Origin of the sequence: Streptomyces sp. NPDC020490 (assembly GCF_044335305.1) — a bacterium.
GTDB lineage: Bacteria > Actinomycetota > Actinomycetes > Streptomycetales > Streptomycetaceae > Streptomyces.
In genome coordinates this window covers 1-16,153 of the sequence record NZ_JBIRUY010000074.1, presented here as the reverse complement: position 1 = coordinate 16,153, position 16,153 = coordinate 1, and the positions used below count along the sequence as shown (strand labels likewise).

The 16,153-nt window shown below is 74.4% G+C and carries 3 protein-coding genes; all 3 read right to left on the bottom strand.

Annotated features, from left to right (window positions below; translation table 11 throughout):
* A partial coding sequence (locus ACH4ZX_RS39560; RefSeq protein WP_398283657.1) for an SDR family NAD(P)-dependent oxidoreductase occupies window positions 1-8,204 on the bottom strand: 8,204 nt, incomplete at its 3' end.
* A gap of 111 nt (window positions 8,205-8,315) precedes the next feature.
* On the bottom strand, window positions 8,316-13,352 hold the full coding sequence (locus ACH4ZX_RS39555) for a type I polyketide synthase (protein WP_398283655.1): 5,037 nt from the start codon (window positions 13,350-13,352) through the stop codon (window positions 8,316-8,318).
* 2 nt (window positions 13,353-13,354) lie between these two features.
* Entirely contained in the window at window positions 13,355-16,138 is a 2,784-nt protein-coding gene (locus ACH4ZX_RS39550) for an SDR family NAD(P)-dependent oxidoreductase (RefSeq protein WP_398283659.1), read from the bottom strand.
* Window positions 16,139-16,153 lie beyond the last annotated feature (15 nt).

Below are 16,153 nucleotides of genomic sequence, written 5' to 3'. Positions count from 1 at the left end.
GCCGCCGCCTCCGCGAACCCCGCCGCGAACACCGGCGACGAATCCAGCAACTCCACCCCCATCCCCACCCACTGCGACCCCTGCCCCGGGAACACAAACACCACCTTCCCCCCGGTGTCGGCCGCTCCGTGGTCGGCCACTCCGCTGGTCACGTGGTCTGCGGTGCGGTCCTCGGCGAGGGCCGCGAGGCCGGCCAGCGCGGTCTCTCGGCTGTCGAGGACGACGGCGGCGCGGTGCTCCAGGTGGGAGCGGGTGGTGGCGAGGGAGAGGGCGACGTCGGAGAGGGGCAGGTCGACGTCGGCGGCCAGGTGGTCGTGCAGGCGGCGGGCCTGGTCGCGCAGGGCGGCCGGGTTCCGGCCGGAGAGCACCCAGGGCACGGTGGCCGCGAGGACGCCGGCGACGGCGGGCCGGCCGGTGTCGCCGGGGGCACGGTCGTCGGCGGTCTCGGGTGCGGCGGGCGGCTGCTCCAGGATGACGTGCGCGTTGGTGCCGCTGATGCCGAAGGAGGAGACGCCGATGCGGCGCGGGTTCCCGGTGTCCGGCCAGGTGCGGTCCTCGGTGAGGAGGCGGACGTCCCCGTTCTCCCACTCGATGTGCGGGGACGGGGCGTCGACGTGCAGGGTCCTGGGCAGGACGCCGTGGCGCAGGGCGAGGACGGATTTGATGATGCCGGCGACGCCGGAGACGGCCTGGGTGTGGCCGATGTTCGACTTCAGGGAGCCGAGCCACAGGGGCCGGTCGGCGGGGCGTCCCCGCCCGTAGGTGGCGAGCAGGGCGTGAGCCTCGATGGGGTCGCCGAGGCGGGTGCCGGTGCCGTGCGCCTCGACGGCGTCGACGTCCCGTGCGGAGAGCCGGGCGTCGGTGAGGGCGGCGCGGATGACGCGCTGCTGTGAGGGGCCGTTGGGGGCGGTCAGGCCGTTGGAGGCGCCGTCCTGGTTGGTGGCGGAGCCGCGGACGACCGCGAGGACGCGGTGGCCGTTGCGGCGGGCGTCGGAGAGCCGTTCGAGCAGGAGCATGCCGAGGCCCTCGGAGAAGGAGGTGCCGTCGGCGGCGGCCGCGAAGGCCTTGCAGCGGCCGTCGGCGGCGAGGGCGCGCTGCCGGCCGAATTCCAGGAACTCGGCGGGGGTCGCCATGACGGCGACGCCGCCCGCGAGGGCGAGGGTGCACTCGCCCTGCCGCAGTGCGCGGGTCGCGAGGTGCAGGGCGACCAGTGAGGAGGAACAGGCGGTGTCGACCGTGACGGCGGGGCCCTCCAGGCCGAAGGTGTAGGCGACGCGGCCGGAGATGACGCTGTTGGACAGGCCGGTGCCGAAGTAGCCCTCGACGCCGTCGGGGATCTCCCGCAGTTCGGTGGCGTATCCGGAGGGGACGGCGCCGACGTAGACGCCGGTGCGGCTGCCCTTGAGGGCGGCCGGGTCGATGCCGGCGCGTTCGAAGGCCTCCCAGGCGCCTTCGAGGACGAGCCGCTGCTGCGGGTCCATGGCGAGCGCCTCGCGCGGCGAGATCCCGAACAGTTCGGGGTCGAACAGCCCTGCCCCGTGCAGGAATCCGCCCTCGCGCACGTAGGTGCGGCCGGGCAGGCCGGGCTCCGGGTCGTAGAGGTGGTCGAGGTCCCAGCCGCGGTCGGCGGGGAACGGCCCGATGGCGTCGCGACCCTCGGTGACCAGCCGCCACAGCGCCTCGGGCGAGTCGGCGCCGTCGGGGAAGCGGCAGGCCATGCCGACGATGACGACGGGATCGGCGTCGCCGGGCACGACGGGTGTGGTGTCCTGCCGCGGGGCGTCCTGCGGGGCGTCCTGGGCGGCGTCGCCGAGGAGTTCGGCGCGCAGCAGCCGGGCGAGGGCGGCCGGGGTGGGGTGGTCGAAGACCGCGGTGGCGGGCAGCCGGAGGCCGGTGGCGGCGCCGAGCCGGTTGCGCAGTTCGACGGCGGTCAGCGAGTCGAAGCCGAGGTCCTTGAAGGCCTTCTCGGCGCCGACGGCATCGGTTCCGCCGTGTCCGAGGACGGCGGCCGCGTGGGTGCGCACCAGGTCCAGGAGCGTGCGGTGCCGGTCGTCGGGGGTGAGTGCGGCGAGCTGGGCGGCGAGCGCGGAGCCGCCCGTGCCGTCGGCGCCGTCCACGGTGCGCCGTGCCGGGGCGCGGACCAGGCCGCGCGCCAGGGCGGGCACGGTCCCGGTGGCGGCCATGGTGCGCAGGGCCGCCGGGTCCAGGCGCACGGGCAGCAGCAGGGGCGCCCCGGCGGCGCGGCCGGCGTCGAACAGGGCGAGTCCGTCGGCGGCGGGGAACGCCGCCATGCCGGAGCGTGCCATGCGCTGGACGTCGTCCTCGGACAGGTGCCCGGTCATGCCGCTGGCCTCGCCCCACAGGCCCCAGGCCAGGGAGGTGGCGGGCAGTCCCCGGGCGGCGCGGTGGTGGGCGAGCGCGTCGAGGAAGGCGTTGGCGGCGGCGTAGTTGCCCTGTCCCGGGCCGCCGAGGACACCGGCGGCGGAGGAGAACAGCACGAACGCGGTCAGGTCGAGGTCGCGGGTGAGCTCGTGAAGATGCCAGGCCGCGTCCGCCTTGGGCCGCATCACGTGTTCGACGCGTTCGGCGTCCAGCGAGCCGAGGACGCCGTCGTCCAGGACACCGGCGGTGTGCACGACACCGGTCAGCGGCCGGCCGGCGGGGACCGTGCCCAGCAGCGCGGCCAGCTCCCCACGGTCCGCGACATCACAGGCGGCCACGGTCACCTCGGCCCCCAACTCACCCAGTTCCCGCACGAGTTCGGCGGCACCCGGCGCGTCCGGGCCCCGCCGGCTGGTGAGCAGCAGATGCCGCACCCCGTGCCGGACGACCAGATGCCGGGCCAGCAGCGCACCCAGCGTGCCGGTACCACCCGTGACCAGCACCGTGCCCTCCGCATCCCAGTCCTGCGGGACGGAAAGGACGAGCTTGCCCGTGTGCCGGGCCTGACTCATGAACCGGAACGCCTCCGCAGCACGCCGCACGTCCCACGCCCGCACCGGAAGCGGCGCGAGGTCACCCGCCTCGAAGTGCCCCACGAGGGCGGCGAGGATCTCGGCGGACCGGTCGGGCCCGGCTTCCGCCAGGTCGAAGGCCCGGTAGCCGACGCCCGGGTGCGCGGCGGCGACCTGCTGCGGGTCGCGCACGTCGGTCTTGCCCATCTCGATGAACCGGCCGCCCTCGCCGAGCAGGCTCAGGGAAGCGTCGACGAGGTCACCGGACAGCGAGTTCAGTACGACGTCCATCGCGGGGAACTTCTCCTCGAAGGAGGTGTCACGGGAGGAGGCGATGTGGTCGTCGTCCAGGCCGAGGGCGCGCAGCGCGTCCCACTTGCCCTCGCTCGCCGTGCCGAACACCTCGGCGCCCAGGTGCCGGGCGATCCGCACCGCCGCCATGCCCACACCGCCCGCGGCCGCGTGCACCAGCACCCGCTCACCCGCCCGCAGCCCGGCCAGGTCGACCAGCCCGTAGTACGCGGTGAGGAACGCGGTCGGCACGGACGCGGCCCGTTCGAAGTCCCAGCCGTCCGGGACGCGGACCGCCAGACGCCGGTCGGTGACCGTCCGCGGTCCGAAGGAGCCCGGGAAAGGGCCCATCACCCGGTCTCCGGCCTTCAGGCCGTCGACGCCGGGGCCGACCTCGGTGACGACGCCGGCGCCCTCGTTGCCCATGGCGGCGTTCCCCGGGTACATGCCGAGTGCGATGAGGACGTCGCGGAAATTGAGGCCGGCCGCGCGCACGGCCACCCGTATCTCACCGTCCGCGAGCGGGCGTTCCGCGACAGGCGTCAGGGCCAGACCGTCCAGCGTGCCGCCGGAGCCCGCGGTGAGCTGCCAGGCGGGTGCGCCGGGCGGCGTCGCGAGCGGGTCGCCGGAGGTGCGGCCGCGGGTGAGGCGCGGCACCAGGACGTCACCGCCACGCACGGCGGCCTGCGGCTCGTCGGCGGCGAGCGCGGCGGCCACCGCCGCGGGCAGCCGCCCGGCCGCATCGTCGGCCGCGCCGTCGGCCGCTTCGTCAGCCGCGTCCAGGTCGACGAGCACGATCCGGCCCGGCTGTTCGGCCTGGGCCGAGCGGACGAGACCGCGGGCGGCGGCATACGGCAGGTCGGTGACGTCCTCACCGGTACGGGTGGCGACCGCGCCCCGGGTCACGACCGCGAGCCGCACACTCTCCAACTCCGGCCGCTCGAACCATTCCTGAAGAGTCTTCAGCGTCTCCGAGGTGGCCGTGCGTGCGGCGTCGGCGGGGTCGACGCCGTCGCCCGGCTCACCGCCCAGCGGCAGGACCACCACCGACGGTGCGGGCAGCCCCGCGGCCACGGCCTCGCCGAGAGCGGTCACGTCGTCGAAGACCTGCGGGAACACACCGAGGCCCTGGAACGCCTCCAGCACGCCCAGCCGGTCGGTGCCGAGCACGAACCAGTCGTGCGGGGCGGCCGCCTCCACCGGCGCGGTGGCGCTCCAGTCCAGCCGGAACAGGCTCTCCCGGACGCGGCGCGTGTCGTCGTCGAGCCGGGCCGCGTCCACGGGCCGCGACACCAGGGAGCCGACGCTCGCCACGGGACGGCCCTGCGCGTCGGACAGCTCCAGGCGGGCGCCGTCCCCTGCCGGGGCGATACGGGCGCGCAGCGCGGTCGCGCCGACCGCGTACAGGGTGACGTCGTTCCACGAGAACGGCAGCCGTACGCCGTCGTCCTCGCCGCGCGCCGCCAGGCCCGCGTGCAGCGCGGCGTCCAGGAGCGCCGGGTGCAGCCCGAAACGGGCGGCCTCGTCGTGGTGCGCCGGGTCGAGCACGACCTCCGCGTACAGCTCGTCGCCGTCCCGCCAGGCGCCGGTCAGGCCGCGGAAGGCGGGGCCGTACGTGTATCCGGTCGCGGCCAGTGCCTCGTAGAAGCCCTCCAGGCCGACCGGCTCGGCGCCCGGCGGCGGCCACACGGCCGCCTCGAACCGGGGCTCGGGCCGGGGCGCCGCACCGAGCAGGCCGGTGGCGTGCCGCGTCCAGGGGGTGCCCCCGGCGACGCCCTCGGCGGCGTCCTCGGCGGCGTCCTCGGGCAGCGAGTACAGCGCCACCGGCCGCCGCCCGTCCGCCTCGGCGGCCCCGACGACGGTCTGCAGCCGGACACCGCCCTCGGCGGGCAGCACCAGCGGCGCCTCCAGGGTGAGTTCGTCGAGCGTGGTGCACCCGGTCTCGTCCCCGGCGCGTACGGCGAGTTCGACGAACGCGGTGCCCGGCAGCAGCACCGTCCCGCTCACGGCGTGGTCGGCGAGCCACGGGTGGCTCCGCAGCGACAGCCGCCCGGTGAGCACCACCTGGTCCCCTTCCGCGAGCCGCACCGCGGCCCCCAGCAGCGGGTGGTCCGCAGCGGCCAGCCCGGCCGCGGTGACATCACCGGCGCCGGTGGCGGCGATGTCCAGCCAGTAGCGCTCACGCTGGAAGGCGTACGTGGGCAGGTCCACCCGCGCGGCGTCGTGCCCGGCGAGCAGCGCCTGCCAGTCGACCTTGGCGCCATGGACCCAGGCCTCGGCGAGGGAGGCCAGGAAGCGCTGCGGGCCGCCCTCGTCACGGCGCAGGGTGCCGACAGTCACCGCGGTCGCCCCGGAGGCGTCGATGCTCTCCTGCACGCCGATCGTCAGCACCGGGTGCGCACTGGACTCGACGAACAGACCATGCCCGCGAGCCAACAGCCCCTCCACGGCCTCCTGGAAACGGACCGTCGTGCGCAGGTTCGTGTACCAGTACTCCGCGTCCAGCTCCGCGCCGTCCACGAAAGCACCAGTGACAGTGGAGAAGAAGGGGACCTCGGCGGTGCGCGGCCGGATCCCGTCCAGCAGGCCGACCACCTCATCACGGATCGACTCCACCTGCGAGGAATGCGAGGCATAGTCCACGTTGATACGACGGGCGCGCACACCGTCCGCCTCGCAAGCCGCCATCAGCTCCTCCAGCGCCTCGGGCTCCCCCGAAACGACCGTGGACTGCGGGCCGTTGACAGAAGCCAGAGCCAACCGGTCACCGAAAGAAGCGATCCGCTCCCGAACGGCGTCCGCAGTGTCCGCCACCGACACCATCCCGCCCTTACCCGCCAAAGCGATCAGCGCGCGAGCCCGGAGAGCGGACACCTTCGCCGCGTCCTCCAGGCTCAGCACACCCGACACGGCGGCGGCAGCGATCTCGCCCTGCGAGTGACCCACCACCGCGGCAGGCTCCACCCCCACCGACCGCCACAACTCCGCAAGCGACACCATCACCGCCCACAGCGCCGGCTGGACCACATCCACCCGGTCGAAACCGGGAGCGCCCTCGACACCCCGCAGGACGTCCAGCAGCGACCAGCCCACGTACTCGGAGAGAGCCTGCGCGCACTCCTCCAGCCGGGCCGCGAACACCGGCGAAGCCCCGTACAGCTCCACCGCCATCCCCACCCACTGCGACCCCTGACCCGGAAACACGAACACCGGACGGTCCGCACCCTTCAGCACCGACCCCGTGACCACCCCCGGCCGGCCCTCGACCAACGCCGACAACCCGGCCAGGAACCCCTCCCGGTCCCCCGCCACCACCACACCCCGCTGCTCCAACCCGGCCCGCGTCCCCACCAACGCACGCGCCACCGCACCCGACGCCACCTCCGGCCGCCGCCCGACGAAATCACGCAACCGAGCGGCCTGTCCTTGGAGGGCGTTCGGGGTGCGGGCCGAGACGGGCCAGGGGATGAGACCGCCGCCGACGGCGGGTTCCGCCGCGGGGGACTCCTCCTCCGGAGCGACGTCCTCGGGAGCGACGTCCTCGGGAGCGGTGTCGTCGGGAGCGGTGTCCTCGGGGAGGTGCTGTTCGAGGATGACGTGCGCGTTGGTGCCGCTGATACCGAAGGAGGAGACGGCGGCACGGCGGGGGCGGTCGACCTCGGGCCAGGGGCGTTCGTCGGTGAGGAGTTCGACGGCGCCGGAGCTCCAGTCGATGTGGGGGGACGGTTCGGTGACGTGCAGGGTCCGGGGCAGGACGCCGTGGTGGAGGGCCATGACCATCTTCATGACTCCGGCGATGCCCGAAGCGGCCTGGGTGTGGCCGATGTTGGACTTCACGGAGCCGAGCCACAGGGGCCGGTCGCCGGGCCGGTTGCGGCCGTAGGTGGCGAGCAGGGCCTGGGCCTCGATGGGGTCGCCGAGGGCGGTGCCGGTGCCGTGCGCCTCGACGACGTCGACGTCCTGCGTGGAGAGGCGGGCGTCGGCGATGGCCTGCTTGATGACGCGCTGCTGGGAGGGGCCGTTGGGGGCGGTCAGGCCGTTGGAGGCGCCGTCCTGGTTGGTGGCGGAGCCGCGGACGACCGCGAGCACGGGGTGCCCGTTGCGGACGGCGTCGGAGAGGCGCTCGACAAGGAGGATGCCAGCGCCCTCGGCCAGGGCCATGCCGTCGGCGCCGGCGGAGAAGGCCTTGCAGCGGCCGTCGGCGGCCATTCCGCGCTGCTCGCTGTAGCCGATGAACTCCAGCGGGGTCGACATGACGGTGACACCGCCGACGAGCGCCATGCCGCACTCGTCGCGGCGGAGCGACTGTGCGGCCATGTGGAGCGCGACCAGTCCGGAGGAGCAGGCGGTGTCGACGGAGACGGCCGGGCCTTCGAGTCCGAAGGTGTACGCGATGCGGCCGGAGACGACGCTGGCGGCGCTGCCGGTGGTCAGATGGCCCTCGTAGCCTTCGGGGATCTCGGGCAGTGACCAGCAGTAGTCGAGGTTGTAGCAGCCGATGAAGGTGCCGGTGCGGCTGCCCTTGACGGACAGCGGGTCGATGCCGGCGCGCTCCAGCGCCTCCCAGGCGGTCTCCAGGACGAGCCGCTGCTGCGGGTCCATGGCGAGCGCCTCGCGCGGGGAGATGCCGAACACGGAGGGGTCGAAGTGGCCGGCGTCGTAGAGGAATCCGCCCTCGCGCACGTAGGTGCGGCCGGGGGCGTCGGGGTCGGGGTCGTAGAGGGCGTCGAGGTCCCAGCCGCGGTCGTCGGGGAAGTCGCCGATGGCGTCGCCGCCCTCGGTGACCAGGCGCCACAGGTCCTCGGGGGAGGCGACACCGCCGGGGAAGCGGCAGGCCATGCCGACGATGGCGATCGGTTCGTGCCCGGCGTCCTCGACCTCGCGCAGGCGCCGACGCGTCTCGTGCAGATCGGTGGTGACCCACTTGAGGTATTCGCGGAGCTTGTCTTCAGTCGCCATGGGGACCTCTCGGGCCTCTCTGGTTGAGGTGGGGCGCGGTGCACGGGCGGGAAGGACGTTCGGGATGGTCGGCGGGGCGCCGGGCGGCGTCCCGGCCCGGTCTCTCCCCGGTCACTCGGGCCTGCCGAACTCGCGGTGGATGAAGGCGAAGATCTCGTCGTCGGAGGCGGTGTCGAGCTGTTCGCCGACGGATTCGCCGTCCTCGGTGGGCTGTGCCTCCTTCCACCGGGCGAGCAGGGACTCCAGGCGCCGGGTGAGGTCCCTGCGTTCGTCCTGGCCGAGGGCGAGCGAGAGCAGGTCCGTCTCGATGCGGTCGAGTCCGCTGTGCACGGTGGCCGCGGTGGCCTCCTGCTGTCCGGGTTCGCCGAGGAGGTGCTCGCGGAGGTAGTCGGCGAGGGCGGCGGGCGTCGGGTAGTCGAAGACGACCGTGGCGGGCAGGGTCAGGCCGGTGGCCGCGCCGAGGCCATTGCGCAGTCCCACGGCGGTCAGGGAGTCGAAGCCGAGGTCCTTGAAGGGACGTTCGGCGTCGACGGCGGCGGCCGACGCGTGACCCAGGACGGCGGCGGCGTGCTCGCAGACCAGGTCGGCGAGTATGCGGTCCTGCTCGGTCGGGGAGAGTTCGGCGAGTTTCTGCCGCAGCTCCCCCACGGCCCCGCCCGCGGCACCGTCCTTGGCGTCGGCCCGGGCGGCGCCGCGCAGGCGGCGCACCTCCGGGATGTCCTCCAGAAGGCGGGCGGCGCGGGAGGAGGTGAACAGCGGCAGGAACCGGTCCCAGTCGACGTCGGCGACCGCGACGGCCGTCTGGTCGTGGTGGTCGAGTACGGCGCGCAGCGCGCGGCCCGCGGTGTCCGCCGCGAGCAGCGGCAGTCCGCGGCGCACGGAGCGCTGCTGCAGTTCGGCGGCCTCCTCGGGATGGGTGTCCGCGTCGAACAGGTCCCACACGCCCCAGGCGACGGAGGTCGCGGGCAGCCCGCGGGCACGGCGCCGCTGGGCGAGGGCGTCGAGGTGCGCGGCGGCCGCGGCGAACGCGGCGTGCTCGCCACCGCCCCAGGACCCGGTGACGGAGGAGAACAGCACGAACGCGTCGAGCTCCCGGCCGTCCCCGCCGAACACCTCGTCCAGGGCGCGGGCCGGTTCGACCCGCGCGGCGAGGGTGGCGGCGAGCTGGTCGACGGTGGTGGCGGCGACCGGGGCCAGTTCGAGGTGGGTGTCGGTGTGGACGACGGTGCGGACCGGCGCCCCGGCCGCCTCCTCGCGCGCCACGGCGGCGGCGAGGGCGGCGGTGTCGGTGCCGTCCCACTCCACGACGGCCACGGTGACGCCGTCCGCCGTCAGCTCCCCGACGAGGTCCCCGAGGTCCGTGAGGTCCGCGCCGGCAGGCACGGTGAACAGCAGACGCCGGGCACCTTGCGCGGCGAGCTGCCGGGCCGCCGCGGCGCCCAGCGGGCCGCCGGCTCCGGTGACGAGAACGGTGCCCCCGGCCTGCCAGGGCCGGGCGGGCTCGCCGTCCGGCAGCGGGGCGCGGGCCAGCCTGCGGACGTACGTCCCGGTGGTGCGCAGCGCGACCTGGTCCTCCCCGTCGGGAGCGCCCAGCAGACCGGCGAGACGTGCCCGGGCGGACTCGTCCAGCTCGCCCGGCAGATCCACCAGGCCGCCCCAGCTCTGGGGGTGCTCCAGCGCGGCGACCAGACCGAGGCCCCACACCTGCGCCTGCACGGGACTGTGCGGCGCGTCCTCCGGCCCGGCCGCGACAGCGCCCCGGGTCGCGGCCCACAGGGGAACGTCGAGGCCGGCGTCGTTCAGGGCCTGGGCCAGAGCGAGGGTGCCGGCCAGCCCTGCGGGCACCGCCGTCTGCTCGGCGTGCGGCCGCTCGTCGAGGGCCAGCAGCGAGAGCACCCCGGCGAAGGGCCCCTCTTCGGCCGCCACCTGCTCGGCCCACGCTGCGCGCGCGGCCCGTGCGGGGTCGAGGACGAGCCGTCGTACCAGGGCCCCGTGAGCGGTCAGCGCCTCGGCACAGGCCGCCGCGGTCTCCTCGTGCCCGTCCTGCGGCACAGCGAGCAGCCAGGTGCCGGAGAGGGCGACCGGGGTGAGGTCGGGCCGGTGCTTCCACTCGACGCGGTACCGCAGCCCGTCCAGTTCGGTCCGCTCCCGCCGCCCGCGCCGCCACTCGGCGAGCGCGGGCAGCACCCCCTCAAGATGTCCGGTGTCGCCGAGTCCGAGCGTCCCGGCGAGCGAGGCGACGTCCCCGCCCTCGACCGCGTCCCAGAACCCGGCCTCGACCGCGTCGACGACGGGAGCACCGGGAGCGGTGTCGGCGGCGGCAGGGTGCAGCCAGTAGCGCTCGCGCTGGAAGGCGTAGGTGGGCAGGTCTACGTCGGATTCCCCCTGTGTTCGTCCCTGCACTGCCTGCCAGTCGACCTTGGCGCCGTGGACCCAGGCCTCGGCGAGGGAGGCCAGGAAGCGCTGCGGGCCGCCCTCGTCACGGCGCAGGGTGCCGACAGTCACCGCGGTCGCCCCGGAGGCGTCGATGCTCTCCTGCACGCCGATCGTCAGCACCGGGTGCGCACTGGCCTCGACGAACAGACCATGCCCGCGAGCCAACAGCCCCTCCACGGCCTCCTGGAAACGGACCGTCGTGCGCAGGTTCGTGTACCAGTACTCGGCGTCCAGCTCCGCGCCGTCCACGAAAGCACCGGTGACAGTGGAGAAGAACGGCACCTGCGCGGTGCGCGGCCGGATCCCGTCCAGCAGGCCGACCACCTCATCACGGATCAGCTCGACCTGCGGACCGTGCGAGGCGTAGTCCACGTTGATACGACGGGCGCGCACACCGTCCGCCTCGCAGGCCGCCATCAGCTCCTCCAGCGCCTCGGGCTCCCCCGAAACGACCGTGGACTGCGGGCCGTTGACCGAAGCCAGAGCCAACCGGTCACCGAAGGCCGTGATCCGCTCCCGAACGGCGTCCGCGGTGTCCGCCACGGACACCATCCCGCCCTTACCCGCCAATGCGATCAGCGCACGGGCACGGAGAGCGGACACCTTCGCCGCGTCCTCCAGGCTCAGCACACCCGCGACGGCGGCGGCAGCGATCTCCCCCTGCGAGTGACCCACCACCGCGGCAGGCTCCACCCCCACCGACCGCCACAACTCCGCAAGCGACACCATCACCGCCCACAACACCGGCTGCACCACATCCACCCGGTCAAACCCAGGCGCGCCCTCGACACCCCGCAGCACATCCAGCAGCGACCAGCCCACGAACCCCGACAGCGCCCGCGCACACTCCTCCAGCCGCGCGGCGAACACCGGCGAAGCCTCATACAGCTCCACCGCCATCCCCACCCACTGCGACCCCTGCCCCGGAAACACGAACACCGGACGGTCCGCACCCTTCAGCACCGACCCCGTGACCACCCCCGGCCGGCCCTCGACCAACGCCGACAACCCGGCCAGGAACCCCTCCCGGTCCCCCGCCACCACCACACCCCGCTGCTCCAACCCGGCCCGCGTCCCCACCAACGCACGCGCCACCGCACCAGACACCAACCCCGGCCGCCGCCCGACGAAATCACGCAACCGGGCAGCCTGGGCCCGCAGGCCTTTCGTGCCGCGGCCGGAGACGATCCAGGGGGCCGGGGTGTCCCCCAGGAGGGGGGCGGTCTGCTCCGGCTGCCGTGGTGGCTCGGGGGCGGGCGGCGCGGCCTGCACGATGACGTGGGCGTTCGTCCCGCTGGCGCCGAACGAGGAGACGGCGGCGGTGCGGGGGCCGTCGGCGGTGGGCCAGGAGCGTTCCTCGGTGAGGAGTTCCACCGCGCCGGCCGACCAGTCGACCTCGGGCGTCGGTGCGTCGATGTGCAGCGTGCGCGGCAGGACCCCTTCGCGTACGGCCATGACGGCCTTGATCACTCCGGCGACGCCGGCCGCGGCGGCCGCGTGGCCGATGTTCGACTTGACGGAGCCGAGGTGCAGCGGGCGGTCCGCGGCGCGGTTCTGTCCGTAGGCGGCGAGCAGGGCCTGGGCTTCGATGGGGTCGCCGAGGGTGGTGCCGGTGCCGTGCGCCTCGACGAGGTCGACCTGGTGGGGGGCGAGGCGGGCGTCGGCGAGGGCGGCCTCGATGACGCGGACCTGGGAGGGGCCGTTGGGCGCGGTGAGGCCGTTGGAGGCGCCGTCCTGGTTGACGGCGGAGCCGCGGACGACGGCCAGGACGCGGTGGCCGTTGCGGCGGGCGTCGGAGAGCTTCTCCAGGAGGAGGACGCCGGCGCCCTCGGACCAGCCGGTGCCGGCGGCGGCGGCGGCGAACGGCTTGCAGCGGCCGTCGGGCGACAGCCCTCGCTGCCGGCTGAACTCGACGTACACGTCCGGTGTCGCCATGATCTGCGCGCCGCCCGCGAGAGCGAGGGTGCACTCGCCGCGGCGCAGGGACTGCACCGCGAGGTGGAGGGCGACGAGGGACGAGGAGCACATGGTGTCGACCGAGAGGGCGGGGCCTTCCAGGCCGAAGGTGTAGGCGAGGCGGCCGGAGGCGACGGCGGTGGCGATGCCGGTCATCAGGTGGCCTTCGACGTTCTCGGCCGCGCCGGGGGTGTCGGGGCGGGCGTTGCCGTAGCCGGCGTAGGTGGTGCCGACGAACACGCCGGTGCGGCTGCCGGTGAGGTCGCCGGGGTCGAGTCCGGCGCGCTCGAAGGCTTCCCAGGTGGTTTCGAGGAGGAGCCGTTGCTGCGGGTCCATGGCGAGCGCCTCGCGGGGCGAGATGCCGAAGAACTCGGCGTCGAAGTCGCCCGCGTCGTGCACGAATCCGCCCTCGCGCACATAGCTGGTGCCGAGCCGGTCGGGGTCGGGGTCGTAGAGGGCGTCGAGGTCCCAGCCGCGGTCGGTGGGGAAGCCGCTGACGGCGTCGCGGCCGTCCCGCACGAGCTGCCACAGGTCCTCGGGGCTGGTCACGCCACCGGGGTAGCGGCAGGCCATGGCGACGACGGCGACCGGCTCCGGCTCGACGGCCTCTGCCTCGCGCAGCCGCTGCCGGGCCTGCTTGAGTTCGGCCGTCACCCACCGCAGGTGGTCGAGCAGCTTCTGTTCGTTGTCCGTCTGGCTGTGGCGGTCCGTCTGGCGGTCCATGGCGCTGGGGCTCCTTGGGTGGCGTTCCGGCACGTCTACGACTTGCCGAGCTCGTCATGGATGAGCGCGAAGATCTCGTCCGCCGAGGCATCGGCGAGCTCGTGGTGGCTGTCGCCCGCGGCGGGCTCGCGGCCGCTTTCGGTGCCCCACTTGGAGAGCAGCACCTGGAGGCGTCCCGCGATGCGGTGGCGGGTGGCGTCGTCGGGGCCGAGCCGGGTGAGCGCGGCGTCGATGCGGTCGAGGTCGGCGAGGACCGAGGTGTCGGTGTCGACCTCGCCGTCGAGCAGCCGGATGCGCAGGTCCTTGGCGAGGGCAGCCGGGTTGGGGTGGTCGAAGAGGAGGGTCGCGGAGAGCTTCAGGCCGGTCTCGGCGGCGATCCGGTTCCGCAGTTCCACGGCGGTGAGCGAATCGAAGCCGAGGTCCTTGAAGGGCCGTGCCGCCTGTACGGCGTCGGTGCCGCGGTGGCCGAGGACGGCGGCGGCGTGTTCGCGGACCAACTCGATCAGGAGGTGTTCCTGTTCGGCGGCCGGGGTGGCGGCGAGGCGGTGGCGCAGCGCGGAGGCCGACTCGGCGGCGGCCGTGCTGCGTTCGGGCACCTCGTCCGCCAACGCCTGCCGCACCTCCGGCAGTTCGCTGATCAGCGCGCTGTGCCGCAGGGCCGTGTAGGTGGGGGCGAACAGCGACCAGTCGACGTCGGCGACACCGACGCAGGTCTCGTCGAGGTCGAGGGCCTGCTGCAGCGCGGCGACGGCGGTGTCCGGCGCGATGCCGATGACGCCGCGGCGGCGCAGGTGGTCGTCGATGTCCTCGGAGGCGGCCATGCCGGCCTCGGCCCAGGGGCCCCAGGCGACCGCGGTGGCGGCGAGCCCGTCGGCCCGCCGGCGTTCGGCGAGTGCGTCGAGATGGGCGTTGGCCGCGGCGTACGCGGCCTGGCCGCCACTGCCCCACATGCCGGCGCTGGACGCGAACAGGACGAAGGCCCGCAGGTCCAGCCCGAGTTGACGCGTCAGCTCGTCGACCAGGTCGGCCGCGACCGCCTTGGGCCGCAGCACCTGCGCCAGGTGCTCGGCCGTGACGTCGTCCATGAACGCGCTGTCGGACACACCGGCCGCGTGCACGACCGCGGTGAGCGGCCGTTCGGCGGGTACGGAGGCGAGCAGCGCCGCAAGCTGCTCACGGTCGGCCACGTCACAGGCGACCGCTCGGGCCTCGGCCCCCGACTGCCTTAATTCCTCGACGAGTTCGGCGGCACCCGGTGCGTCCGGGCCGCGCCTGCTGGTCAGCAGCAGGTGCCGGGCGCCGTTCCCGGCGAGCCAGCGGGCGAGTCGGCTGCCGAGGGCGCCGGTACCGCCGGTGATCAGAACGGTGCCCGCGCCGTCGGGCCGCCACGGGGTGCGGGCCCGGTCGGCGGGCACGGGCGCCCGGCGCAGCCGCCGGACCAGCGTCCCGGAGGCCCGTACGGCCACCTGGTCCTCATGCTCCTCACCTGCCTGCTGACCGAGGACGGCGGCGAGCCGCGCACCGGCCCGCTCGTCGATCTCCGCGGGCACGTCGACGAGGCCGCCCCACCGGTCCGGGTACTCCAGCGCGGCGACCCGCCCGAGCGCCCATGCCTGTGCCTGGGTGCCGGTGGTGTCGGCAGCCGCGTCGCCGTGGCCGGTGGAGACGCCGCCGCAGGTCAGGTTCCACAGCGGGGCACCGATGCCCGCATCGCCGAGCGCCTGCGCGAGGGCGGCGGTCGCGGCGACGGCAGCGCTGACCGCGGGGTGCGCGCGGTGCGGGCGGGCGTCGAGCGGGAGCAGCGAGAGCGTTCCGGTCAGGTCCTCCGACACCGTGGAGGCGAGCCGCTCGGCCCAGGAGGCACGGTCGGCGCCGGTGGCGTCGAGGCGCAGTTCGGTGGTCTCCGCCCCGTGCGCGGCGAGCGCCTCGGCCGCCTGCGCGGCGAGCACCTCGGCCGCTTCGACCCCTTCCGGTACGACGATCAGCCAACGTCCGGTGAGACGCGGAACGCCCGCCTCGGGCGCCGCCTTCCACACGATCCGGTACCGCCAGGAGTCCAACGTGGACTGCTCACGCCGGTCCCGCCGCCAGTCGGCGAGCGCCGGCAGCACCTCACGGAGCGGCTGCTCGTCGGGGAGTCGCAGCGTGCCCGTGAGAGCCTCCAGATCCTCCCGCTCGACGGCCTCCCAGAACTGGGCGTCCACAGCGTCCTGGGCGGTGGCGGGGACCGGGGATGCGGGAGTGGCTTCGAGCCAGTAGCGCTGGTGCTGGAAGGGGTAGGTGGGCAGGTCGACATGCCGGGTGGCGGTGCTATGGAACAGGCTGTCCCACTCGACGGGCACACCACGCGTCCACGCCTCCGCCAACGCCGTCACGAACGCCTCCGGCTCCGGACGACCCTTCCGCAGCACCGGCGTCAGAAGACCATCGAAATCGTCGCCCAGATTCTCCTGGACCATGCTCGTGAGAACACCCTGCGGACCCAACTCCAGAAAATGCGTCACACCCTGCCCGACCAGATGACGCACACCATCACCGAAACGCACCGCCGCCCGCACATGCTCCACCCAATAACCCGCCGAGAACTCCTCCACCCGCTCCCCGGTCACATTCGACACCACCGGCAACAACGGCACCCGATACGTCAGCGACCCCGCCACCTCACCGAACGCCTCCAACACCGGCTCCACCAACGGCGAATGAAACGCATGCGACACCCGCAACCGCCGGCACTTACGGCCCCGCGAAGCCAACTCCTCCGCAACCCGCAAAACCTCCGCCTCCACCCCGGAGACCACCACCGACTCCGGACCATTCACCGCCGCCACATCCAC